The organism is Microbacterium jepli (assembly GCF_047237905.1).
Taxonomy (GTDB): Bacteria; Actinomycetota; Actinomycetes; order Actinomycetales; family Microbacteriaceae; genus Microbacterium.
Window position 1 is genome coordinate 633,284 of the sequence record NZ_JBDFLW010000005.1, and the last position, 22,207, is coordinate 655,490.

Consider the following 22,207-nt stretch of genomic DNA (forward strand, 5'->3'; position numbering starts at 1 on the left):
TCGCTCGCCCGCCGTGGGCACTGCTCTGGGCGACCCGCCCGGCCGCTGCCCGGTGATGTCGGTGGCTCGTTTTAGCGTGTGAGCATGCGCATCCTGCACACCTCCGACTGGCACATCGGGCGGTCGTTCCACGGCCACGCAACGCTCGATGCGCTCGCCGGCGTGCTGCAGGAGCTCGCGGAGCAGGTGCGCGACAACGACGTCGACGTCGTGATCGTCGCCGGCGACGTGTTCGACTCCGCCACCCCGGCCGCGGCCTGCTACCCGCTCCTCTCACGGGCCCTCGGCGCCATCCGCGACGCCGGAGCGCAGATCGTCGTCACCTCCGGCAACCACGACTCCGCCGCCCGGCTGGGGTTCCAGTCCGCCCTCCTCCGCGACGGCATCCACGTCATCACCGATCCGGCCACGGTCGGGGTGCCGGTCACCGTCGACGACGCGCACGGGCCGCTGCACTTCTACGGCATCCCCTATCTCGAGCCGACGATGGCGCGCGCGGTGTGGCCGGGCATCACCCTGCGTTCGCACGCCGACACGCTCGACCACGCGATGGGCCTCATCCGGGCCGACCTCGTCCGGCGGGGCGGGCGGTCCGTCGCGATCGCCCACTGCTTCGCGGCAGGCGTCGCCCCCACACCTCAGCTCGAGCGCGACATCCAGCAGGGCGGCCTCGATGTGGTGCCGCTATCCGCGTTCGACGGTGTCGACTACGTCGCCCTCGGGCACATCCACGGCCGGCAGCAGCTCTCCGACCGCGTCCGCTACGCGGGGGCGCCGCTGCACTACAGCTTCGGCGAGGCCAACAAGCCGCGCGGGTCGTGGCTGGTCGATGTGGATGCTGCGGGCGAAGTGTCGGCGCGGTGGATCGATCTCCCCGTGCCCCGCCGCCTGGTGACCCTGCGCGGTTCGCTGGAGGAGCTGCTGGCCGACCCGGCGCTCGACGTGCACACGGACGACTGGGTGTGCGCGGTGCTGACCGATCCCACGCCCCAGATCGATCCGATGCGGAAGCTCCAGACGCGGTTCGCCTGGTGCGCCACGATCAAGCTCGACCCGGTGGGGGTGCCCGCGGCATCCCGCGTCACCTACGCCGACCGCGTGCGCGACGTCGAGAGCGACGACGAGCTCATCGAGCGCTTCCTCACGCACGTGCGGGCCGGCGAGGGGGCGGGGGAGCGCGAGCGTGAGCTCATCGCCGAGGCCGTGGCAGAGGCCCGGGTCGCGGAGCTCACGTCGTGAGGCTGCATCGGCTCGAGATCGAGGGCTTCGGGCCGTTTCGCGCGCCCCAGGTCGTCGATTTCGATGCGCTCGCCCGCGACGGCATCTTCCTGATCGGCGGTCGCACCGGCGCGGGCAAGTCCAGCATCCTCGACGCGGTCTGCTTCGCGCTGTACGGGGGCGTGCCGCGCTACGAAGACGGCGAGAAGCGGATCCGCAGCGACCACTCCACGTTCGCCGAGCCGACGCGCGTGCGCCTGGAGTTCTCCAGCGGCGGACGGAGGTGGCGCGTCGAGCGGGTGCCCACCTATGAACGTCTGAAGCGCAACGGCCGCGGCACGACGCTGACGCCCGCCGAGGCGCGGCTTGAGGAGGAGGTCGACGGCGAGTGGGTCGGCCGCGCATCCCGTCCCGTCGACGTCGGGCACGAGCTCGGGCCGGTGCTGGGGCTCACGCAGCACCAGTTCCTGCAGGTCATCCTGCTGGCGCAGGGGCGCTTCGCCCGCTTCCTGCTCGCCCGCAACGACGAGCGCCAGACGCTGCTGCGGACGCTGTTCGACTCCAAGCGGTTCGGCGGCTACGAGGAGACGCTCGAGCGTCGCCGCAAGGAGACGCTGGAGCGTCTCACCCTCGACACGCGCACGCTGCTCGTTCAGCTCGACAACGCCGAGGTGCTCAGCCGGGCCACGGTGCCCGACGCCGAGCCGGGCGATGCGGGTCCGGCTGCCGATGCGGGTGCGGCGCAGATCGCCGCCGAGGATGCGGCCGCGCTTCCGCTCGACGAGCGCCTCCGCCGGGTGCGGCAGGCGCGCCTGCGCGCCGCTCATACCCGCGAGGTGACCGGGGCCGAGGAGGTCGCGGCCCGCGCTGCGCAGTCCGCCGCCGAGGCCCTGCACGCCGACCGCGTGGAGCAACGCGCGGCGCAGGTGCGCCGCGATGAGGCCCGCGTCAGGCTGGCGTCGCTCGACGCGCGCGCCGCAGAGGTCGGCGCCGCACGGGAGACGCTCCTCCGGGCGGCCGACGCCGAGCCGCTGCGCGCTCTCATGACCGCGGCCGACCGGGCGCACGCCGCCCTCACCGGCGACGAGGTCGCCCACGCCGCGGCCCTGGCCGCCTGGGCCGACGCGGGGGAGGAGTCGGTCGACCGCCCGGAGCTCGAGCGGCACACCGACGCCCTGCTCGCCGATGTCGGGGCCATCGGCGTCGCCCTCGAGACCGAGCGCACGATTCCGACGCTGCGCGAGGAACGCGCCACGACGGCCGACCTGCTCGCGGCGGCGGCGGCCGAGACCGAGGCGCTGACGGCCCGCCGCGCAGATCTGCCCGCGCTGCTGAGTGAGTCCGCGGCTGCGCTCGCGCTCGCCGAGGGCCGTGCCGCACGTCTGCCCGAAGCGCAGGGCCGCGTCGAGGCCGTGCGCGCCGTGGTCCGCGCGGCCGAGGAGTCCGAGACCCTGCGCGACCTCCGCGACGCAGCCGAGGCGGCCGCGGGAGCGGCAGGACGCGCCCTGACCCGCGCATCAGCGGCGCTCGACGACCTGCGCGACCGGCGGTTCCGCGATCACGCGGGCGAGCTCGCCGAGTCGCTGGTCGACGGCGACCCCTGCCCCGTCTGCGGCTCCTGCGAGCACCCGCAGCCGACCGTCCGCACCGGCGACCCGGTCACCGATGACGACATCACCGCGGCCGAGGAGGCGAAGGCCGCGGCGGCGACCGCCGACCTCGCCGCGACCGTCGCCCTGCAGTCCGCCCGCGACGACCTCGCCGCGGCGCTGCAGGGCGCCGGCGGCCGCTCGCCCGCCGAGGCGCGCGCCGAGGCCGATGCGGCGGCAGCCGACCTCGCTGTGGCCGAGACCGCCGTGGCCGAAGCCGCGACCCTCGCGACCCAGCGTGCCGAGCGCGAGACCGAGTTCGCCGAGGTCGGAGCGGCGGTCGACGCCCTCGAGCAGGCGCGCGCCGCGGCATCCGGTGAGCTCCTCGCGGTCGACCGTGCGATTGCTCAGGCCGAAGCCCTCGTCCTCGACGCCCGCGGCGGTCATGAGTCGGTGCAGGCGCGGCTGTCGGCGGCGGAGGAGCTCATCCGCAGGGCCCGCTCGCTGCTCGGCGCGATCGACGCGGTCGCTCGTCGGCGATCGGCGGTCGAGCTCGCCGACGCGGAGCTCGTCGCCGCTCTCGAAGCATCGCCGTTCGAAGGACGGGATGCTGCAGCCGCCGCCCTCCTCGACGCCCGGGCACGCGAGCGGCTCACGAGCGAGGTGCGACTCTTCGACGATGAGATCGCGGGTGTGCGCTCGACCCTCATGGACCTCGAGCTGCGGATGCTGCCCGAGGAGCCGATCGATGTCGAGACCGCGGCCGCCCTCCTCCGAGACGCGTCCGAGCAGCGGGACGAAGCGGTCCGGCGGTGCGTGCGCGCGGCCGAGGCCGCGGAGCGCCTGGACGAGGCGGTCACCGCCGCCGAGATCGCACACGAGGCCATCGCGGAGGTCGCCGCCGAGGCCGAGGTCATCGAGCGGCTGGCCCACGCCGTGGCAGGGCGCGCGCCGAACACCCTGAAGATGAACCTCGAGACCTTCGTGCTGGCCGCTGAGCTCGAGGAGATCGTGGCTGCCGCCAACGTCCGGCTCGACGGCATGACGCAGGGACGCTACCGGCTGCAGCATACCGACGCCCGGGCGGCACGCGGTGCGGCGTCGGGACTGGGCATCGAGGTGTTCGACGCGTTCACGGGCCAGGCCCGACCGGTGTCGTCGCTCTCGGGCGGCGAGACCTTCCTCGCGTCGCTCGCCCTCGCTCTGGGCCTGGCGGAGGTCGTCACCGCCCGCGCCGGCGGCATCACCCTCGACACCCTCTTCATCGACGAGGGCTTCGGTTCGCTCGACGGCGACACCCTCGACGTAGCGATGCAGACCCTCGACGAGCTCCGCCAGGGCGGCCGGGTGGTCGGCGTCATCAGCCACGTCGAGGCGATGAAGGACCAGCTCCCCGCGCAGCTCACCGTACGCACCACCCCGCACGGCGACAGCGTCATCGAGCAGGACGTGACGGCCGGAGCCGCGTAGGCGAACCGCCGCGGGGCCCGACCTCAGCCGTGCACGGCGGTCTGACCGAGGTGCTCGACGAGCGCGTCCAGCGCCTCATCCCATCCGTCGTAGAACGACCCGTCACCGGGCTCCCCGTCGACGCCGCGCAGATCGAACGTCAGGCGTGTCAGCTCGCCGAGAGGCTCGATGACGACCGTCACCACCGGCGAATCGTCGGGATCGTCATCCGGGGCGCCCCATGTGAAGGAGAGCCGCGTCGGCGGTTCCACCGTGCGGTAGACGCCGCCCGTCGGGTACTCCTCGTCTGTGAGGGTGTTCACCATCGTGTACGCGTAGCGACCGCCCGGGCGTGCGTCGATCTCGACGGTCTCGCGCGGCGTCGTCACGTCTCTCGGGTGCCACCACTGCGCGGCTTCATCCGCATCGGTCCAGGCCGACCAGATCGCCTCGGGCGCCGCATCCAGGTTGCGGACGATCGTGAAACCCTTCGCCGTGTCGGCCATGGTCGCTCCTCTGCTCCGGCGGCGCGTGAGCCGCACGATCATGTTCGTCGCGTCGGGGGAGCCGGGCAAGCGGTTGACAGCGTTCGAGCTCCGCCCGACCGTCACCGGGATCTTTCCCGGGGCCGTCTAAACTGTCGGGGTGAACACCCGCACCCTCTGGAGCATCGTCGGCGTCATCGTCGCGATCGTCATCGCCTGGTTCCTCGTGAACATCCTGTTCTCCGTGCTCGCGTTCATCTTCAAGATCGTCATCGTCGCCGTCGTGGCGATCGTCGTGTTCTTCATCCTGCGGTCGCTGTTCACGCGTCGCAGCGACGCCGGCTGAGGGCCGGGAGCCACGACCCCGCGAGTACCCTGAGAGGGATGCCCGCTGAACAGACCTCCCCGTCGCCTGACGCTCCGCAGACACTCACCATCCCGCTGACGCAAGCGCGGAAATGGCGCGCCTTCTGGGTCTGCGTCTCCGTGGCGGCGATCACGATCCTCGACCTCAGCAAGGTCAATGTGGCGCTGCCGTCCATCGAGGCGGCCTTCGGCTCCGGGTCGACGGAGCTCCAGCTCATCGTGTCGGGGTACGTCCTGACGTTCGGTCTGCTGCTCGTGCCGATGGGACGTCTGGGCGATCAGCGCTCTCGCCGCACCCTGTTCATCGTCGGTCTGACGCTCTTCACCCTCACCAGTCTCGTCTGCGCGCTCGCGCCGAACACGACGGTGCTGCTGGTAGCGCGCCTCATCCAGGGGGTGGCCGCCGGCATCCAGATGCCCCAGGTGCTGGGGCTCATCCAGCAGCTCTTCCAGGGCAAGGAGCGCGGACGCGCCTTCGGTCTCTTCGGTGCGACCATCGGCGTCGCGACCGCCTTCGGCCCGACCCTCGGCGGGCTGATGATCGCCCTCGGCGGCCCCACCGACGGATGGCGCTACATCTTCTGGATCAACATCCCGCTCGGGCTCATCGCCATCGCCCTGGCCATCTTCGTCCTCCCCGCGACGCGCAAGTCGTCCCGAAAACCGCTCCAGCTCGATCCCGTGGGCGTCGTCCTCTTCGCGCTCACCATCCTCGCCCTGATGTTCCCGTTCCTCTTCACGACCGGTTCCCCGAATGACAACCCGCAGCGCTGGTGGCTGCTCGTCGTCTTCCTGCTGTTCGCGACGGCCTTCTTCGCCTGGGAACGGCGCTATGCGGCATCCGGTCGTGATCCCCTCATCCCGTTCGCGCTGTTCTCCGTGTCGTCCTTCCGCAACGGCTCCATCCTGCAGGCCGCGTACTTCGCCGCCATCCCGTCGCTGTTCCTGCTGACGACCCTGTACCTGCAGAGTGGCCTGGGGCTCGAGCCGGTCTTCGCGGGCATGGTCTCGATCGGGTTCGCGCTCTCGAGCGCGGTCGCGTCGTGGATCGGCGGGAACATCGTCACCAAGTACGGGCGACCCGTGGTGGTGTGGGGGCTCGTGCTGGTGATGGTCTGCATCGCCGGACTGGTCGTGACGGCCCTGTACGTGCCCGACGCGGTCACGCCCTACGCGATGGCCGGGGTCATGATCATCGGCGGCATCGGCGGCGGACTCGTGATCGCGCCGAACCAGACGCTCACCCTCGCCGACATCCCGGTCAAGCAGGGCGGGCTCGCCGGCTCCGTCGGTCAGCTGGGACAGCGCATCGGCACCGCGGTCGGCACGGCGATCGCCCTCGCCCTCTTCTACGCGACGATCTACCGCGAGGACGGCAAGGCGTCCGACTCCGTCGTCTTCCACGACGCGTACGGCTTCGGGATGGTGGCCGTCGCCCTCTTCATCGCCTTCGCCTTCGTGCTCTCGGTGCTCGACCTCTCCGCGCGCAAGCGCCGAGAGCGGGAGACCGGGGGCGATGAGGACGCCGACGAGGACGCAGAGGAGCCGCGGGTCATCACGTGAGCGGTCGGATGCCGCGGCCGCCGGTGGACGGCGGTGCGCGGCGTGCCCGGACTCAGACCCCGTAGAGCTCCGTGACGGTGTCGCGCAGCTGGGCGCTGCACGCCGCGACCGTCTCGCGCCAGTCGGTGATCGCGTCGTCCTGCGCGCGGTCCGACACGGCCTTCAGCACGCGGATCGGCACGCCGAACCGGTCGGCGACCCAGATGTAGGCGTAGGTCTCCATGTCGACCATGCGTGCGCCCAGGGGGCGGATGACGCCCACGGCCTCGGCGTCGTCGACGAAGTGGTCGCCGGTGGCGATCACGACGCCGTCGCCGTCGCCGATCTCCACCCGCGGGGGGAGCGACACGTGCTGGCCGACCACGCCGTCGATGTCGGTGACGTCGTGCTGGATCGCGCCGCCGATCTCGTGCACCCCGGTGGGAAGTAGGGGATCGATCGCGCCCGCAGTGCCGACGACGAGGATCTCGTCGTAGGCCGCCGCATCCAGCGCGCGCGTGAGCGCGAACGTCGCCTGCAGCTTGCCGGGGCCGGTCACGAGGCGATCGAATCCGGGAAGGGTGTCGGGGAAGGCGACGAGCTCGGCATCCAGGGCCGCGACGAGAAGTTTCACCGTCCCATTCTCCCTTGCCGGCCCCGGGCGATCCGCCGTGGAGGTGTCAAGCCTGCTTTGTTGGCGCCGGCGACAAAAGTCTTGCGAGATCGGGGAGCGCGGGTTAGCATCGTCGTCGAAGCGTTTCGCGAAGCGCTTCGATCCGCGACACGAGTCGCATGACGAAGGAGTCCTGATGGTGAAGATCGACGAGGTGGCTCGCGCCGCAGGCGTCTCCATCAGCACCGTCTCGTACGCCCTCAGCGGCAAGCGTCCGGTCTCGGCCGCCACCCGCACGCGCATCGAATCCGCCGTCGAAGAGCTCGGCTACCGGGCGAACGCGGGTGCCAGGATGCTGGCCGGAAGCCGCACGCAGATCTTCGCCCTCACCGAGCCGTTCCGCCCCGACACCTTCGCTCCGACGCACATGGCGTTCGTGCTGGCCACCTCCATCGCCGCGCGTCGCCAGGATTACGACATCCTTCTCCTCACGGAGGAGGACGCCGCCGACGGCATGCGCCGGGTCGCCGACAGCGGACTGGTCGACGGCATCCTCGTGCTCGACGTCGCGCCCGCCGACCGCCGTGTCGCCCTCGCCCGGCAGCTCGACATCCCCTCCATCTTCATCGGCGTCCCCGACGACCACGACGGCCTCACCTGCGTCGACCTCGACTTCGAGGCGGCCGCGGCGCTCGCCGTCGATCGGCTCGTCGAGGCGGGCCACCGGATCGTCGGCCTGATCGGCCACCCGGCCATCGCCTACGAGAACTCGAACTTCCCGCCGCGCGTCCGCTCGGGTTTCCTTGACGCCTGCGCGCGACGCGACGTGACGGCCCTCTTCCGCACCACGGGCGGACCGGTCGTGGAGATCGCCGTCGTCCGCGCCGCCGTGGCCGAGATGCTCGCCGAGGGCGTGACCGGCTTCGTCCTCCACGGGGGAGACGACGCCCACGCCGCCGTCCTGCAGGAGCTGGCCGCCCACGGCCGCGCCGTGCCGGACGACGTCTCTGTCATCTCCGTGGGCGCGACGTTCGACCCCACCGCCTTCTCCGTGCCCCTGGACGCCATCCCGCTCATCCCGGCGTCCTCCTGCGACCTCGCGGTCGACCTCGCCATGCGCTCGCTCGGCCCCACTCCGCCGGAGCCCGGCGTGCACCTCATCCCGCCCACCTACCGAGCCCACGGCTCGGTCGGCCCACCGGCCACGATCTAGCTTCCGTCGCGGGCGAGCCGCAGCATCCGCTCGTCCACCATCGAAGCGCTTCGACGAAGACCGCACGACCCGCACGACCGCACCACCCGCACCACCCGCACTCACCTCGACCGACGACGGTCACCGAGAAAGGAATGCCGAAGATGGCACACCACATCACCCCGCGGACCCGCATGAGGCTGCTCGCAACCGCATCGCTCGTCACCGCCGGCGCGCTCGCGCTCGCCGGCTGCTCCGGCGGCAGCGGACAGGAAGCCGAGAGCGGCGACTCGCTGAAGCTCTGGCACTTCGAGGGCGCCAACAGCGCCATGGGCATCGCCTGGGACCAGGCGATCAAGACCTTCGAGGAGGAGACCGGGGCCACGGTCACCTTCGAGGAGAAGAGCTTCGAGCAGATCCGCTCGACCTCCAGCCAGGTGCTCAACTCCGACGAGGCGCCCGACATCATGGAGTACAACAAGGGCAACGCCACGGCCGGCCTCCTCGCCAGCCAGGGCCTTCTCACCGACATCAGCTCCGCGGTCGACGAGTACGGCTGGGCCGACAAGCTCGCCCCCTCGCTGCAGACCACGGCGAAGTACAGCGAAGACGGCGTCATGGGATCGGGCGCCTGGTACGGCATCCCGAACTACGGCGAGTTCGTCACCGTCTACTACAACAAGGACATGTTCGCCGCGGCGGGCCTGGAGATCCCCACGTCCTACGACGAGCTCGTCGACGTGATGGACGCCTTCGTCGCGCAGGGCGTCACCCCGCTCGCCGAGGCGGGACTGGAGTACCCCCTCGGGCAGCTCTGGTACCAGCTCGCGCTGAGCAAGGCCGACCGGCAGTGGGTCAACGACTACCAGCTCTACGAGAACCCGGTCGACTGGCAGGGCGAGGCCGTCTCCTACGCGACCGACACCGTCAAGGAGTACGTCGACAAGGGCTACATCTCCAAGGACGTCTCCGGCGTCAAGGCGGAGGACGCCGGCGTCTCGTTCATCAACGGCACCGCGCCGATCTTCGTGTCGGGCAGCTGGTGGTACGGCCGCTTCGTCGACGAGATCTCGGGCTTCGACTTCGGCATCTTCCCGTTCCCCGACTCCGACCTCAGCCTCGGCTCGTCGGGCAACCTGTGGGTCGTGCCGGAGAACGCCAAGAACAAGGAACTGGCCTACAAGTTCATCGACATCACCATGCGCCCGGAGATCCAGGCCCTCATCGGCAACAACGGCGGTCTGCCGGTCGCCGCCCAGGAGTCCGACATCACCGACCCGAAGAGCCTCGAGCTCATCCAGGCGTTCAACGCCGTGAACGAGAAGGACGGGCTGTCTTTCTACCCCGACTGGCCCACCCCCACGTTCTACGACACCATCGTCGCCCAGCTGCAGGAGCTCGTGAACGGCACGAAGAGCCCGGCCGACGTGCAGCAGGCGCTCGGCGACGAGTACGAGTCGTACGCCTCCGACTTCCGCTGAGCCGGACACCGCGGCGACAGCCGTGTGAACACCGCGGCGAGAGCCGTGTGAACAGGGATGCCGCGTCCACCGCGGGCGCGGCATCCCTCCCCTTCGAACCCTGAGGAGCAGGGCATGACCGCTGTCCCCTTCGTGCGACCGCCTCGCACGCCCAAGGCGCGCCGGGCCGACGTACCGCCCGACGAGCCGCTGATCCCGCAGCGTGGACGACGCGGCGGAGCCGGCTACTGGCTCTACCTGGTGCCCGGACTCGTGCTGCTGACGGTCGTCGTGCTGATCCCGCTCGGCTGGAACGTCTACCTCTCCTTCACGGAGTGGCGCGGCATCCGTCCCCCCGAATTCATCGGCTTCGAGAACTGGATCGAGCTGGCCGGCGACGGGAAGTTCTGGACGTCGTTCGGCAACAGCATCTGGATGATCGTCGCGATGGTGATCGTGCCGACGCTGGTGGGCCTCATCCTCGCCGCCCTGCTGTTCGACCTCGTCGGTCGCAAGTTCGGCGGCCGGCTCGCCAGCTTCCTGCGCGCGACCTACTACCTTCCGCAGATCCTCCCCGCCGCGATCGCAGGCATCGTCATCGGCTGGATCCTCCGGCCGCAGGACGGCGCGCTCAACGAAATCCTCGAGGGTCTCGGCCTCGGCGCCCTCACGCACAACTGGCTCGGCAGTCCCGACACCGCGCTGGCCAGCATCATGGTCGTGCTCGTCTGGATTCAGATCGGCTACCCGGTCGTGGTGTTCATGGCCGCGCTCCAGCGCGTCGATCCCGAGCTGTACGAGGCGGCGGAGCTCGACGGCGCCAACTGGATCCAGCGCTTCCGCGCGATCACGGTCAGCATCATCAAGCCCGAGATCTACGTCGTCACCCTGACGTGCACGATCGCCGCGCTGAAGGTCTTCGGCCCCGTCTACGTGCTGACGCGCGGCGGCCCCGGCGACTCGACCATCGTGCCCGCGTACTACGCGTACAGCGAGTTCTTCCAAGCGCAGCAGGTCGGCTACGGCGCGACCATCGCCACCGCACTGACCATCGTCATCGCGATCGTCTCGGTCGTCTTCATCCGCGCGCAGAATGCCGCGGAGCGCAAGGAAAGGGCGGGTCTGTAATGGCCTCCACCACCACGACCCTGCCCGCCGTCTCCGGTCCGCGCGCCGCGCGGACCACCGCCCGCACCGGCCGTCCGCCCCGCCCGCGCGGCGGGATGACGAAGAAGAAGGGCGTCGACTGGCTGCTGCTGGCGTTCGCGGTGGCGGCCGCGGCGCTGATCATCGCGCCGTTCTACCTGATCCTCGTCAACTCGTTCAAGTCGCCGGCCGACTACTCCAACGGCGGCCCGCTCGCGCTGCCGACGGGCATCTACCTCGACGGCATCGTCGCGTTCTGGGAGCGCGTCGACTTCCCGGGCAAGGTGTGGAACTCGTTCTTCATCTCCGGCATGGTCGCGGTGCTCGCGGTGCTGATCTCCGTGCTCAACGCCTTCGCGATCGGCATCGGCCGCATCCGCGGGCGCAGCTGGATCGTGCTGCTGTTCCTGCTGGCGAACCTGCTTCCGCAGGAGGCCCTGCTCTACCCGCTGTACTACATGTTCAAAGCGGTGGGCCTCTACAACAACGTGTGGTCGGTGATCATCATCTTCACGGTGATCCAGGCCGCGTTCGGCACGTACCTGCTCGCGTCGGTCTACGGCACCTTCCCGAAGGAGGTGCTGGAGGCGGCATCCATCGACGGCGCGAGCCGCTGGCAGATCCTGTGGCGGGTCATCTTCCCGATCAGCCGGCCCACTCTTTCGGTGCTGCTGATCTTCTTCTTCATCTGGACGTGGAACGAGTTCCTCATCCCGCTGACGTTCCTGGTCTCCAACGCCAACCAGACCGTGCCCGTCGCGATCAGCGTGCTCCAGGGCGACCGCCTGATGGACGTCACCACCACCAGCGCCTCCGCGCTGCTCGGTCTCATCCCCACACTCCTCTTCTTCCTCATCTTCCAGCGCACCCTCACGCGCGGCATCACCGCAGGAGCAGTCAAGTAATGAAGTTCACCGATGGTTTCTGGCAGCTGCGCCCCGGCGTGACGGCGCTCTACGGCCAGGAGGCCTACGACGTGGAGGAGACGGATGCTGCGGCCGACGGCTCCGGGATCGTCGTCACCGCGCCCACGGCGCAGATCGTCCGCCGCGGCGACACGCTGAACCGCCCCGTGCTCGGCGTCACCCTCTCCTCGCCCGCCGAGGGCATCGTCCGGGTGCGCATCGCCCACCACGAGGGCGGCGCACGGCATACCGGCTTCGACCTGCCGGGAGCGGTGGTCGGCGGTGCCGGCACCGTGTCGATCGACGGCGACGGCGACGGCGGCACCCTGACCACGGGTCCGCTCACCGCCCGCGTCCGTCGCGGCGCGCCCTGGGCGCTGGACTTCGAGGTCGACGGCGTGCGCGTCACCGGCAGCGGACCGAAGGCGCAGGGCTACATCACCCTCGCGCCCGACGCGCAGGTCGACCACGGGATCGTGGGCAACGCCCGCGGCCACGGCGCGGCTCCCGTCGAGCGCACCTTCGTGCACGAGCAGCTCGACCTCGGCGTCGGCGAGCTCGTCTACGGCCTGGGCGAGCGGTTCGGGCCTCTGGTCAAGAACGGCCAGACCGTCGAGGTGTGGAACGCCGACGGCGGCACCTCCAGCGAACAGGCCTACAAGAGCATCCCGTTCCACGTGTCCAGCCGCGGCTACGGCGTGCTCGTCAACGATCCCGGACACGTCTCGTACGAGGTCGGATCGGAGGCCGTCGAGCGTGTGCAGTTCTCGGTGCCCGGCGAGGTGCTGGAGTACTTCCTGATCGCCGGTCCGACGCCCAAGGACGTGCTGGACCGCTACACCGCCCTGACCGGCCGCCCGCCGGTCGTGCCGGCGTGGTCGTACGGACTGTGGCTCTCGACGAGCTTCACCACCGACTACGACGAGATGACGGTCACGTCGTTCATCGACGAGATGGCACGGCGCGAGCTGCCGATGTCGGTGTTCCACTTCGACTGCTTCTGGATGCGCGAATTCAACTGGTGCGACTTCGAGTGGGACGCGCGGGTCTTCCCCGATCCGGAGGGCATGCTGCAGCGTCTGCACGACCGCGACCTGCGCGTCAGCGTGTGGCTCAATCCCTACATCGGTCAGCGCTCGCCGCTGTTCCGCGAGGCCGCCGACCAGGGCTTCCTGGTGAAGCGTGCCGACGGGTCGGTGTGGCAGTGGGACCTCTGGCAGGCCGGCATGGGGCTGGTCGACTTCACCAATCCCGCCGCGACGGCCTGGTACCAGGGACACCTGCGCCGGCTCATCGCCCAGGGTGTCGACTGCTTCAAGACGGACTTCGGCGAGCGGATCCCGGTGGAGGTCGAGTGGGCGGACGGCAGCGACCCGCTCCGCATGCACAACCTCTACACGCACCTCTACAACAAGGCCGTGCACGAGGTGCTGGTGGAGGAGCGCGGCGAGGGCGAGGCCGTGCTCTTCGCCCGGTCGGCGACGGCGGGCGGTCAGCAGATGCCCGTGCACTGGGGCGGCGACTCGACCTCCACCTTCGTGTCGATGGCCGAGACGCTCCGTGGCGGCCTGTCGCTCGCATTCAGCGGCTTCGCGCACTGGAGCCACGACATCGGCGGATTCGAGGGGATGCCGGACGCCGCCGTCTTCAAGCGCTGGACCGCGTTCGGCCTGCTGTCCAGCCACAGCCGCTTCCACGGCTCGACCTCGTACCGCGTCCCGTGGATCTTCGACGAGGAGGCCGTCGACGTCACGCGGGAGTTCACGCGCCTCAAGCTGCGACTGATGCCGTACCTCTACGGCCTCGGCGTCGCGGCGACGACCACCGGAACGCCGCTCATGCGGCCGATGGCGATGGAGTTCCCCGACGACCCGGCCGTCGCCTACCTCGACCGGCAGTACATGCTCGGGCCCGACATCCTGGTCGCCCCGGTCTTCACCGAGAGCGGTGACGTCGAGTTCTACCTGCCGGCGGGGGAGTGGACGCACCTGCTCACCGGCGAGACCGTCACCGGCGGCGGATGGCGTCGCGAGAACCACAACGTGCACAGCCTGCCGCTGTACGTGCGGCCGGGCGCGGTGCTGCCGTGGGGCGCCCGTGACGATCGCCCGGACTACGACTACCTCGACGGACTCACGCTCCGGGTGTTCCCCGGCGGCTCCGGTGTCGCGACGGTGACGGTGACGACGCCCGACGGCCGGGCGCAGGTGTTCGAGGCGGACCGGGCGGCCGTCACGCGCTGAGCGCGGCGTCCGCGGCCGGGGCCGGCTGAGGACGCTGCCTGCCGGTCCCGAGGCCGCCGGCTCCGCGGCCGCCGGCTGAGGAGTCGCCGGTCCCGTGGCCGCCGGCTCAGGACTCGGCGGCCTCGTCCTCTTCGGGCTCGAAGTGGGAGGCCTCGCCGGTGTGTCCGGCGGCGACGCCGCCCGGGTGGGGAGGGATCGTGCCGTCCTCACCGAGTCCGCCGGGCTTGGTCTCGCCGTCGGAGTCGGTCACACCCGCCTGCGTGATGCCCGTCTCCTGCTCGTCGGCGCCGTGCTCGAGATCGCTGTCCATGGTGTCTCCTCGTCCTTTTCTCGACGGTATCCCCGCGCACGTCCGTTCGTCTCGCGCTTGACAAGCGCCGCAGCATCCCCGGGTCCCAGTCTTCCGCCTGCGACGGCGACCACCCGCCTCAGTCGACGAGATCGGGCAGCGCGGCCTTCAGCTCCGCCAGCCAGGCCGTGGCGTTGCCGTCGGAGGGGGCGCGCCAGTCGCCGCGCGGCGACAGCGATCCCGCGGGTGAGACCTTCGGGCCGTTCGGCATGGCCGAGCGCTTGAACTGCGCGAAGGCGAAGAAGCGGCGGAGGAACACCTGCATCCACCTGACGACCGTCTCGAGGTCGTAGGCGTAGCGGTCCTCCTCGGGGAAGCCCGGGGGCCACGCGCCCGCATCGGCATCGCGCCACGCGTGCGCGGCGAGGAACGCGATCTTCGACGGACGGAACCCGAACCGCAGCGCGTGCCAGAGCGTGAAGTCGTGCAGGGCGTACGGGCCGACGCGGTCCTCGGTGGACTGCATGCGCCCGTCCTGCCCGGCGGGCACAAGCTCCGGACTGATCTCGGTGTCGAGCACGGCCTGCAGCACCTCGGCGGTGCCGTCGGCCAGCTGCCCGTCGGCGATCACCCAGCGGATCACGTGCTGGATGAGCGTCTTGGGGATCCCCGAATTCACCGCGTAGTGGCTCATCTGGTCGCCGACGCCGTACGTCATCCAGCCGAGGGCGAGCTCCGACAGATCGCCGGTGCCGATCACGAGTCCGTCGTTCTTGTTCGCGAGGCGGAACAGGAAGTCCGTGCGGAGACCCGCCTGCACGTTCTCGAACGTCACATCGTGCACGGGCTCGCCCTGCGCGAAGGGGTGTCCGATCTTGGCGAACATCTCGTTCGCGGCATCCCGGATGTCGATGGTCTCGATCGACGCACCGACCGCCTCGGCGAGGGCGATGGCGTTGTTCTTCGTGCGATCGGACGTCGCGAAGCCCGGCATCGTGTAGGCGAGGATGTCGCTGCGGGGTCGGCCCATGGCGTCCATCGCGCGTGCGACCACGAGCAGCGCGTGGGTGGAGTCGAGTCCTCCGCTCACGCCGATGACCGGCTTCGGACCGCCGATCGCGCGCAGCCGCTGCACGAGCCCCGAGACCTGGATGTTGAACGCCTCGTAACAGTCCTGCGCCAGCCGCCCCGGGTCGTCGGGCACGAAGGGGAACCGGTCAAGCGAGCGCTTCAGACCGATGTCGCCGGCGGGCGGATCGAGACGGAAGTGGACGGTGCGGAACGCGGCATCCGCCCCGGTCGCCCGCCTGTTGTCATCGAAGGTGCCCTGTCGGAGGCGGTCCTGACGCAGCCGGTCGAGGTCGACGTCGGCGATCGAGCGGCGCGGACCGTCGGGGAAGCGCTCGGTCTCGACGAGCAGGCTGCCGCCCTCGTAGATCATCGTCTGGCCGTCCCACGAGACGTCGTTCGTCGACTCGCCCATACCCGCCGCGGCATAGGCGTAGGCGGCCAGACAGCGCAGCGACTGCGACTGCACGAGGTCTGAGCGGTCCTCCGCGCGGGCGATCGTGATGGGGCTGCCTGAGAGGTTCAGCAGGACGGTCGCGCCGGCCAGCGCCGCCTGCGACGACGGCGGGATCGGCACCCACATGTCCTCGCACACCTCGGCGTGCACGACGAGTCCGGGCACGTCCAGCGCTTCGAACAGCAGGTCGGGACCGAACGGCGCGTAGAGGGAGCCGACGCGGATGTCCTGCCCCCTCTGGTCGTCGCCCGCCGCGAACCAGCGGCGCTCGTAGAACTCGCGGTACGTCGGCAGGAACGACTTCGGCGCCACCCCGAGCAGCTCTCCGCGGTGGATCACGACCGCGCAGTTGTAGACGCGGTTGCGGTGCGCGAGCGGCGCCCCGACGACGAGGACGGGGAGCAGCGACTCGGATGCCGCGACCAGCTCTTCGACGGCCTGTGCGACCGCGTCCAGCAGCACGTCCTGCAGGACGAGGTCCTCGATCGAGTAGCCGGAGAGGCAGAGCTCGGGGAAGACGGCCACCGCGACGCCGTCGGCGTCGAGCTCGCGCGCCGTCTCCAGCACAGAGCGCGCGTTGGCGGCCGGGTCGGCGATCGTGAGCGGGAACGTGCAGGCCGCGACGCGGGCGAACCCGTGCCGGTAGACGCTCTCGAAGGGGAGGCTCATGCCCCCAGTCTGGCACCGGCCGCCTCCGCCGGACGAGGGTGTCGGATGCCGCGGCTAGGGTCGTTCGGGAAGGGGAGACATGCGCTACATCGAAGACGAGGGCCGAATCGTCTGGAGTGCCAGCGATCTCAAGGCGGCAGCCGAGTGCGAGTTCGCGTGGCTCCGCCGCATCGACGCCCGCCTGGGCCGCGTGGAGGCTGTCGTCGAGCCGGAAGACGCGACGCTGAAGCGCGCCGGGCTCCTCGGCACCGCGCACGAGCTGCGCATGCTGGAGCACTACCGCGAGGTCTTCGGCGAGGCGGTGGTCGAGATCCCGGCCGCGCAGGCGTCGGATGCCGCGGCTCTCGCCGATGCGGTCGCCCGCACCCGCGCGGCGCTCGCCGATCCGGCCGTCGAGGTGGTCTTCCAGGCCGCGTTCTCCACCGACGAGTTCGTCGGCTTCGCCGACTTCCTCGTGCGCGAGCGGTCGGCGCCGAGCCCGGACACCACGGCCACGACGGTGCCGCACGCGGACGACGACGGCACCCGGTGGGTGGTGCAGGACACGAAGCTCGCGCGGCGCGCCCGCGTGACGGCGCTGATGCAGCTGGCGGCATACGCCGACCAGCTCGACCGGCTCGGCATCGCCCGCGCCGACCGGGTGCAGCTGCTGCTCGGCGACGGCACGGTGAGCGAGCACCGGGTAGACGACGTCATGCCGGTCTACCGCCTGCGTCGGGCGCGCCTGAAGGCGCTCATCGCGGACCGCGCCGTGCCCTCGGGCGCGACCGGCGCGGCGATCGCGTGGGGGGATCCGCGCGGCGACCTCGATGTCATCGCGTGCGGCCGCTGCGCCACGTGCGAGATCGAGGTCATCGCCCATCGCGACCTGCTGCTCGTGGCGGGCATGCGGCCCGTGCAGCGGGTGCGGCTCCAGACGGCCGGCATCCACACCATCGACGATCTGGCCGCCGCGGAGGCACAGCCCGCGGGAGTCGGCGCCGACACGTTCGCGTCTCTGCGCACCCAGGCGCGCCTCCAGCTCGACAGCCCCGCAGGCGTGCCGACCGGGTCGGACGAGCCCGGCATCCCCGTCGTCCCGACGTTCGAAGTCGTCGAGCCGCGCGCCCTGGCCGCGCTCCCGCGGCCTGACCACGGAGACCTGTTCTTCGACTTCGAGGGCGACCCGCTGTACACGGAGGGCGACGCGAGCTCGTGGGGCATCGACTACCTCTTCGGCTGGATCGACATGGCAGAGCGCTACGGCGCGCTGTGGGCGCACGACTTCGACGAGGAGCGCGCCGCACTCGAGCGCTTCCTCGACATGGTCGCCCGTCGCCGCGAGAAGAGCCCGGGCATGCACATCTACCACTACGCGCCCTACGAGCCCACCCACCTGCTGGCCATGGCGGCGAAGTACGGCGTGCGCGAGGCCGACGTCGACCAGCTGCTCCGAGACGGCGTCTTCGTCGACCTCTACCCGATCGTGCGGCGCGCGCTGCGGGTGGGATCGCGGTCGTACTCGATCAAGAAGCTGGAGCCGCTCTACATGGGCGAGGAGGTCCGCACCTCCGACGTGCAGAAGGGCGACGACTCGATCGTCCGCTACGTCGAGGCGCGCGAGCTCGCCGACGCGGGCGACTCTGCGGGGGCGCAGGAGATCCTCGACGACCTGGCCGACTACAACCGCTACGACTGCGTGTCGACCCGGCGGCTGCGCGACTGGCTCGTGGATCGCGCCCGAGAGGCGGGCCTCCGCCCGTCCGCCGAGCGCGAGCCGGAGGAGGCGGGCTACCAGGACTCGCCGCTCGCCGTCCGGCTGCGCGCCTACGCCGACGAGGTCGACCTGGCGGAGGCCGCGAGCGCCTCCGATGCGACTGCGCTGCGCCTCGGCGCCGCGGCGATCGACTACTACCCGCGCGAGGCGAAGTCCTTCTGGGCGACCCATTTCCTGCGGCTGCGCGAGCCGATCTCCATCTGGGAGGACAACCGCGACGTCGTGGTGGTCGATCCCGCCCGATCCCGGGTCATCGAGGACTGGCACCTGCCCGAGGGGAACGGCCGGGAGCGGCGGCGCGTCGAGCTGAGGGGCGAGCTGTCGCCCGGCACGCGGCTGAGCGAGGGCGTCGAGCCGTTCGCGCTCTACGAACTGCCGGCTCCCTTCCCGTCGGAGACCCGCCCGCGGTGGATCCACACCGCGACGTGGGTGCGCGTGGTCGAGGTGCTCGACGACGGGGCCGTCATCGAGGAGCTGGCCGTCGAGGGGTTCACGTGGCAGGAGCTGCCCCTCGCCCTCACGCCGGCGGCGCCGCCCCGTGCGGGCAACCAGCAGTCGGCCATCGAGGCGTGGGCGCAGACCGTGCTCGAGACCCGGTCCGCCGGATCACGTGACGACGACGTGCTGCTCACACCGGAGCCGTCCCGCCCGCTGCCGCGGGATCCCGCCACCGATCTGCTGCGCCGCCTCCCCCCGCGCACCCTTTCGGGGGCCCTCGCGCCGGCGGACCCCTCCGACGAGGCGTCGGCCATCGCGCGGAGCGTGGCCGATCTCGATCACAGCTACCTCGCCGTGCAGGGGCCTCCCGGCACCGGCAAGACCTACGTCGGCTCGCACGTCATCGCCCGCCTCGTCCAGGAGCGGGGCTTCAAGGTCGGCGTCGTGGCCCAGGGGCACGCCACGGTCGAGCATCTGCTCGACCGCGTGATCGAGGCGGGCGTCCCACCCGTGCAGGTGGGGAAGGCGCCGAAAGATCCCTCCCTCCCGCACCGCTTCACGATCATCCCGAAGAACGGCGTCGCCGCCTTCACCGCCGAGCACCAGACCGACGGCTTCGTGGTCGGCGGCACCGCGTGGGACTTCAGCCATCAGGGCCGCATCCCGCGCGGCAGCCTCGACCTCCTCGTGATCGACGAGGCGGGGCAGTTCTCGCTCGCCTCGACCGTGGCCGTCTCTCTCGCCGCGCAGCGGCTGCTGCTGCTCGGCGACCCGCAGCAACTCCCGCAGGTCAGCCAGGGGACGCACCCCGAGCCGGTCGACACGTCGGCACTGGGATGGATCATGGACGGCGCCGAGGTCCTCCCCGCGGAGTACGGGTACTTCCTCGCGCGCACGCGTCGCATGCACCCCGCGGTGGCCGAGCCGGTCTCCCACCTGTCGTACGAGGGCCGCCTCGCCGCTCACCCGTCGACCGCCCTCCGCACGCTGGAAGGCGTGCGCGCCGGCGTCCACGTCCGGCCCATCGCGCACCGCGGCAACGCCACCTCGTCGCCCGAGGAGGCGGCTGAGGTCGTGCGGCTCGTCACCGACCTCGTCGGACGCACGTGGACGGGCAGCGACGGCGGAGTGGGGGATGCTGCGACCCTCCTGTCGCCGCGTCCGCTGCTGCCGTCCGACATCATCGTGGTCACGCCCTACAACGCCCAGCAGGTCGAGGTGGAGGAGGCGCTGACGGCCGCCGGCTTCGGCGACGTGCAGGTCGGCACCGTCGACAAGTTCCAGGGCCGGGAGGCGGTCGTCGCGATCGTCTCGCTCGCCGCGTCGTCCGGTCGCGATGCACCGCGCGGGCTGGAGTTCCTGCTGCTGCGCAACCGCATCAACGTCGCGCTGTCGCGGGCGATGCAGGCGGCCTACGTCGTGTACTCGCCCGGTCTCCTCGACGACCTTCCCCGAACGCCCGAGGGCGTCGCGCGCCTCAGCGGGTTCGCGACGCTGGTGGAGGCGCCGGCGGCCTGAGATCTGTCCACAGGGGCCCGGAGCATGCCGTCAGCGCGGACGTAGACTTGCGCGGACGATTGGAGCCCCATGGCCGATGACGCCCAGCGGCAGTTCGAGATCGACCTGCCCCCCGATCTCATCGGCGGGGCCTACGCCGACTTCGCCAACGTCTGGCACACGCCCACCGTCTTCGTGATGGACTTCGTCGCGCTCGCCCAGCCGCCGCGTGAGCAGCTCGACGCGCAGACGGGCGAGGCGCGCACGGTGGTGCCGGCGCGCGTCGTCAGTCGGATCCGCATCCCTCCCGAGCAGGTCTTCGAGCTCGCCAAGGCCCTCACGCAGCAGCTGGAGTTCTGGGAGCAGGAGACCGGGCGGCGGCAGCCTGTCGATCCGCTCATCGACCCCGACGACTGACATCCGGCGGCGACCGACCTAGAGATCCGGCTCCGCGCTGTCAACCCCTTCGGAGAATGTTCTCGAGCCGACATAACCTGGCGTCGCGCCTCACAGCGCAGGTCGCGGCATCCACTCGGCGAGGGGTGGATGCCGCGGCCTCTTTGCTTTCTGTGTCCCGATTTCTGCGAAACACTCCGGCGTGTTGTGCAGATTGTGGGACTCAGTGGCGCCGAGCGAGCAGCGGGCGGCTGGCGGCGAGGTCAGACCGTGCCGTAGAGGCGATCGCCGGCGTCGCCGAGTCCTGGCACGATGTAGCCCTTCTCGTTGAGCCGCTCGTCGAGCGCACCGAGGACGAGGGTGACGTCGCGGCCCTCGACCTGCTTCTCGATGGCGGCCACGCCCTCGGGGGCGGCGAGCAGGCAGATCGCCGTCACGTCCTTGGCGCCTCGGCGGAAGAGGAAGTCCATCGCCGCCCCGAGCGAGCCGCCCGTGGCGAGCATGGGGTCGAGCACGAAGCACTCCCGGTCGCTGAGGTCTTCGGGCAGACGCTCCGCGTAGGTGGTCGGCTCGAGGGTCTCCTCGTTGCGCGCCATGCCGAGGAAGCCGACCTCCGCGCTGGGCAGGAGCTTGACCATGCCGTCGAGCATGCCGAGGCCCGCGCGCAGGATCGGCACCACGAGCGGTCGCGGATCGCCGATGCGCACGCCGATGGTCGAGGTGACCGGAGTCTGGATCTCGATGGGCGTCACGCGCACGTTCCGCGTCGCCTCGTACGCGAGGAGCGTGACGAGCTCCTCGGTCAGCTGGCGGAACACCGGCGAAGGGGTGCGCTCGTCGCGCATCACCGTGAGCTTGTGAGTGATGAGGGGGTGGTCGGCCACGTGCACGCGCATGAGCCCAGGCTATCGGGTGACGCCCGGATCGCCCCCGGCGGGAGGGCGCAGTAGCGTGAGGGCGTGAGCCTGCCCACCGCCACCGGCGACCTGACGGCCATGCGGCGCGCCCTGCAGCTGGCCGCGGTCGCGGGTGCGGAGGGCGACATCCCGGTGGGGGCGGTGGTGACGGATGCTGCGGGCACCGTCATCGGGGAGGGCCGCAACCTCCGCGAGGCCACCCACGATCCGACCGCGCACGCGGAGGTCGTCGCGCTGCGGGAGGCCGCAGCATCCGTCGGCTCCTGGAATCTCTCGGAATGCACGCTCGTCGTCACGCTCGAGCCGTGCCTCATGTGCGCCGGAGCGCTTCTCCAGGCGCGCATCTCGCGCCTGGTGCTGGGGGCATGGGACGAGAAGGCCGGTGCCGCCGGGTCGCTCTACGACGTCGTCCGCGACCGTCGCCTGCCCGCGCGCGCGGAAGTCGTCGGCGGGGTGTGCGCGGCGGAGTCCGAGGCCCTGCTGCGCGACTTCTTCCTCGCCCGCCGCTGAAT

Annotated in this window: 17 protein-coding genes; 12 read left to right on the forward strand and 5 right to left on the reverse strand. The window is 71.0% G+C overall.

Features of this window, described 5'->3' with window-relative positions; genetic code table 11:
* Positions 1-84 precede the first annotated feature (84 nt).
* Together ABC304_RS07205 and ABC304_RS07210 are read left to right on the forward strand one after the other, a co-directional pair.
* Entirely contained in the window at positions 85-1,239 is a 1,155-nt protein-coding gene (locus ABC304_RS07205; protein WP_412929823.1) for an exonuclease SbcCD subunit D, read from the forward strand.
* Positions 1,236-4,277 carry an AAA family ATPase gene (locus tag ABC304_RS07210; protein WP_412929825.1) on the forward strand — a complete coding sequence of 1,014 codons (3,042 nt, stop codon included), beginning with the start codon at positions 1,236-1,238 and terminating at the stop codon, positions 4,275-4,277. Before ABC304_RS07205 ends, ABC304_RS07210 begins: the two co-directional genes overlap by 4 nt.
* 23 nt (positions 4,278-4,300) lie before the next feature.
* Here ABC304_RS07210 and ABC304_RS07215 read toward each other — a convergent pair whose 3' ends face one another.
* Positions 4,301-4,762, reverse strand: coding sequence for an SRPBCC family protein (locus ABC304_RS07215; protein WP_412929827.1), 462 nt, complete (start codon positions 4,760-4,762; stop codon positions 4,301-4,303).
* Between the two features lie 139 nt (positions 4,763-4,901).
* Between ABC304_RS07215 and ABC304_RS07220 the strand changes: the two genes are divergently transcribed.
* Positions 4,902-5,087 carry a hypothetical protein gene (locus ABC304_RS07220; protein ID WP_412929828.1) on the forward strand — a complete coding sequence of 62 codons (186 nt, stop codon included), beginning with the start codon at positions 4,902-4,904 and terminating at the stop codon, positions 5,085-5,087.
* 38 nt (positions 5,088-5,125) lie between these two features.
* Positions 5,126-6,670, forward strand: a complete 1,545-nt coding sequence (locus ABC304_RS07225) for an MFS transporter (protein WP_412929830.1) — start codon at positions 5,126-5,128, stop codon at positions 6,668-6,670.
* Between the two features lie 52 nt (positions 6,671-6,722).
* On the opposite strand, the gene ABC304_RS07230 is transcribed toward ABC304_RS07225, so the two are convergent.
* A complete protein-coding gene (locus ABC304_RS07230) occupies positions 6,723-7,283 on the reverse strand; it encodes a phosphorylase family protein (RefSeq protein WP_412929832.1) in 561 nt (186 codons plus the stop codon).
* Between the two features lie 175 nt (positions 7,284-7,458).
* Here ABC304_RS07230 and ABC304_RS07235 point away from each other — a divergent pair, with 175 nt between their 5' ends.
* From ABC304_RS07235 to yicI, 5 genes are all read left to right on the forward strand, one after another.
* Entirely contained in the window at positions 7,459-8,475 is a 1,017-nt protein-coding gene (locus ABC304_RS07235; protein WP_412929833.1) for a LacI family DNA-binding transcriptional regulator, read from the forward strand.
* A gap of 143 nt (positions 8,476-8,618) precedes the next feature.
* Positions 8,619-9,935: an ABC transporter substrate-binding protein gene (locus tag ABC304_RS07240; RefSeq protein ID WP_412929835.1), complete on the forward strand. Its 1,317-nt coding sequence runs from the start codon at positions 8,619-8,621 to the stop codon at positions 9,933-9,935.
* A gap of 114 nt (positions 9,936-10,049) precedes the next feature.
* Positions 10,050-11,042: a carbohydrate ABC transporter permease gene (locus ABC304_RS07245; RefSeq protein ID WP_412929836.1), complete on the forward strand. Its 993-nt coding sequence runs from the start codon at positions 10,050-10,052 to the stop codon at positions 11,040-11,042.
* Positions 11,042-11,965: a carbohydrate ABC transporter permease gene (locus tag ABC304_RS07250; RefSeq protein ID WP_412929838.1), complete on the forward strand. Its 924-nt coding sequence runs from the start codon at positions 11,042-11,044 to the stop codon at positions 11,963-11,965. The genes ABC304_RS07245 and ABC304_RS07250 overlap by 1 nt, the downstream gene beginning before the upstream one ends.
* Positions 11,965-14,208, forward strand: a complete 2,244-nt coding sequence (gene yicI / locus ABC304_RS07255) for an alpha-xylosidase (protein WP_412929840.1) — start codon at positions 11,965-11,967, stop codon at positions 14,206-14,208. Before ABC304_RS07250 ends, yicI begins: the two co-directional genes overlap by 1 nt.
* A gap of 106 nt (positions 14,209-14,314) precedes the next feature.
* On the opposite strand, the gene ABC304_RS07260 is transcribed toward yicI, so the two are convergent.
* Together ABC304_RS07260 and ABC304_RS07265 are read right to left on the reverse strand one after the other, a co-directional pair.
* Entirely contained in the window at positions 14,315-14,518 is a 204-nt protein-coding gene (locus ABC304_RS07260) for a hypothetical protein (protein WP_412929842.1), read from the reverse strand.
* A gap of 118 nt (positions 14,519-14,636) precedes the next feature.
* A complete protein-coding gene (locus ABC304_RS07265; protein ID WP_412929843.1) occupies positions 14,637-16,691 on the reverse strand; it encodes an NAD(+) synthase in 2,055 nt (684 codons plus the stop codon).
* Positions 16,692-16,770: 79 nt separating this feature from the next.
* On the opposite strand from ABC304_RS07265, the gene ABC304_RS07270 reads away from it, so the two are divergent.
* Both ABC304_RS07270 and ABC304_RS07275 read left to right on the forward strand, forming a co-directional pair.
* Positions 16,771-20,403, forward strand: coding sequence for a TM0106 family RecB-like putative nuclease (locus ABC304_RS07270; RefSeq protein WP_412929845.1), 3,633 nt, complete (start codon positions 16,771-16,773; stop codon positions 20,401-20,403).
* Between the two features lie 69 nt (positions 20,404-20,472).
* Positions 20,473-20,799: a DUF3467 domain-containing protein gene (locus ABC304_RS07275; protein WP_412929847.1), complete on the forward strand. Its 327-nt coding sequence runs from the start codon at positions 20,473-20,475 to the stop codon at positions 20,797-20,799.
* Positions 20,800-21,041: 242 nt separating this feature from the next.
* Here ABC304_RS07275 and upp read toward each other — a convergent pair whose 3' ends face one another.
* Positions 21,042-21,674, reverse strand: a complete 633-nt coding sequence (upp, locus tag ABC304_RS07280; protein WP_412929849.1) for a uracil phosphoribosyltransferase — start codon at positions 21,672-21,674, stop codon at positions 21,042-21,044.
* A gap of 99 nt (positions 21,675-21,773) precedes the next feature.
* On the opposite strand from upp, the gene tadA reads away from it, so the two are divergent.
* Positions 21,774-22,205 (forward strand): tRNA adenosine(34) deaminase TadA, encoded by a 432-nt coding sequence (gene tadA / locus ABC304_RS07285; RefSeq protein WP_412932862.1) that lies wholly within the window; start codon positions 21,774-21,776, stop codon positions 22,203-22,205.
* The last annotated feature ends 2 nt before the right edge of the window (positions 22,206-22,207 follow it).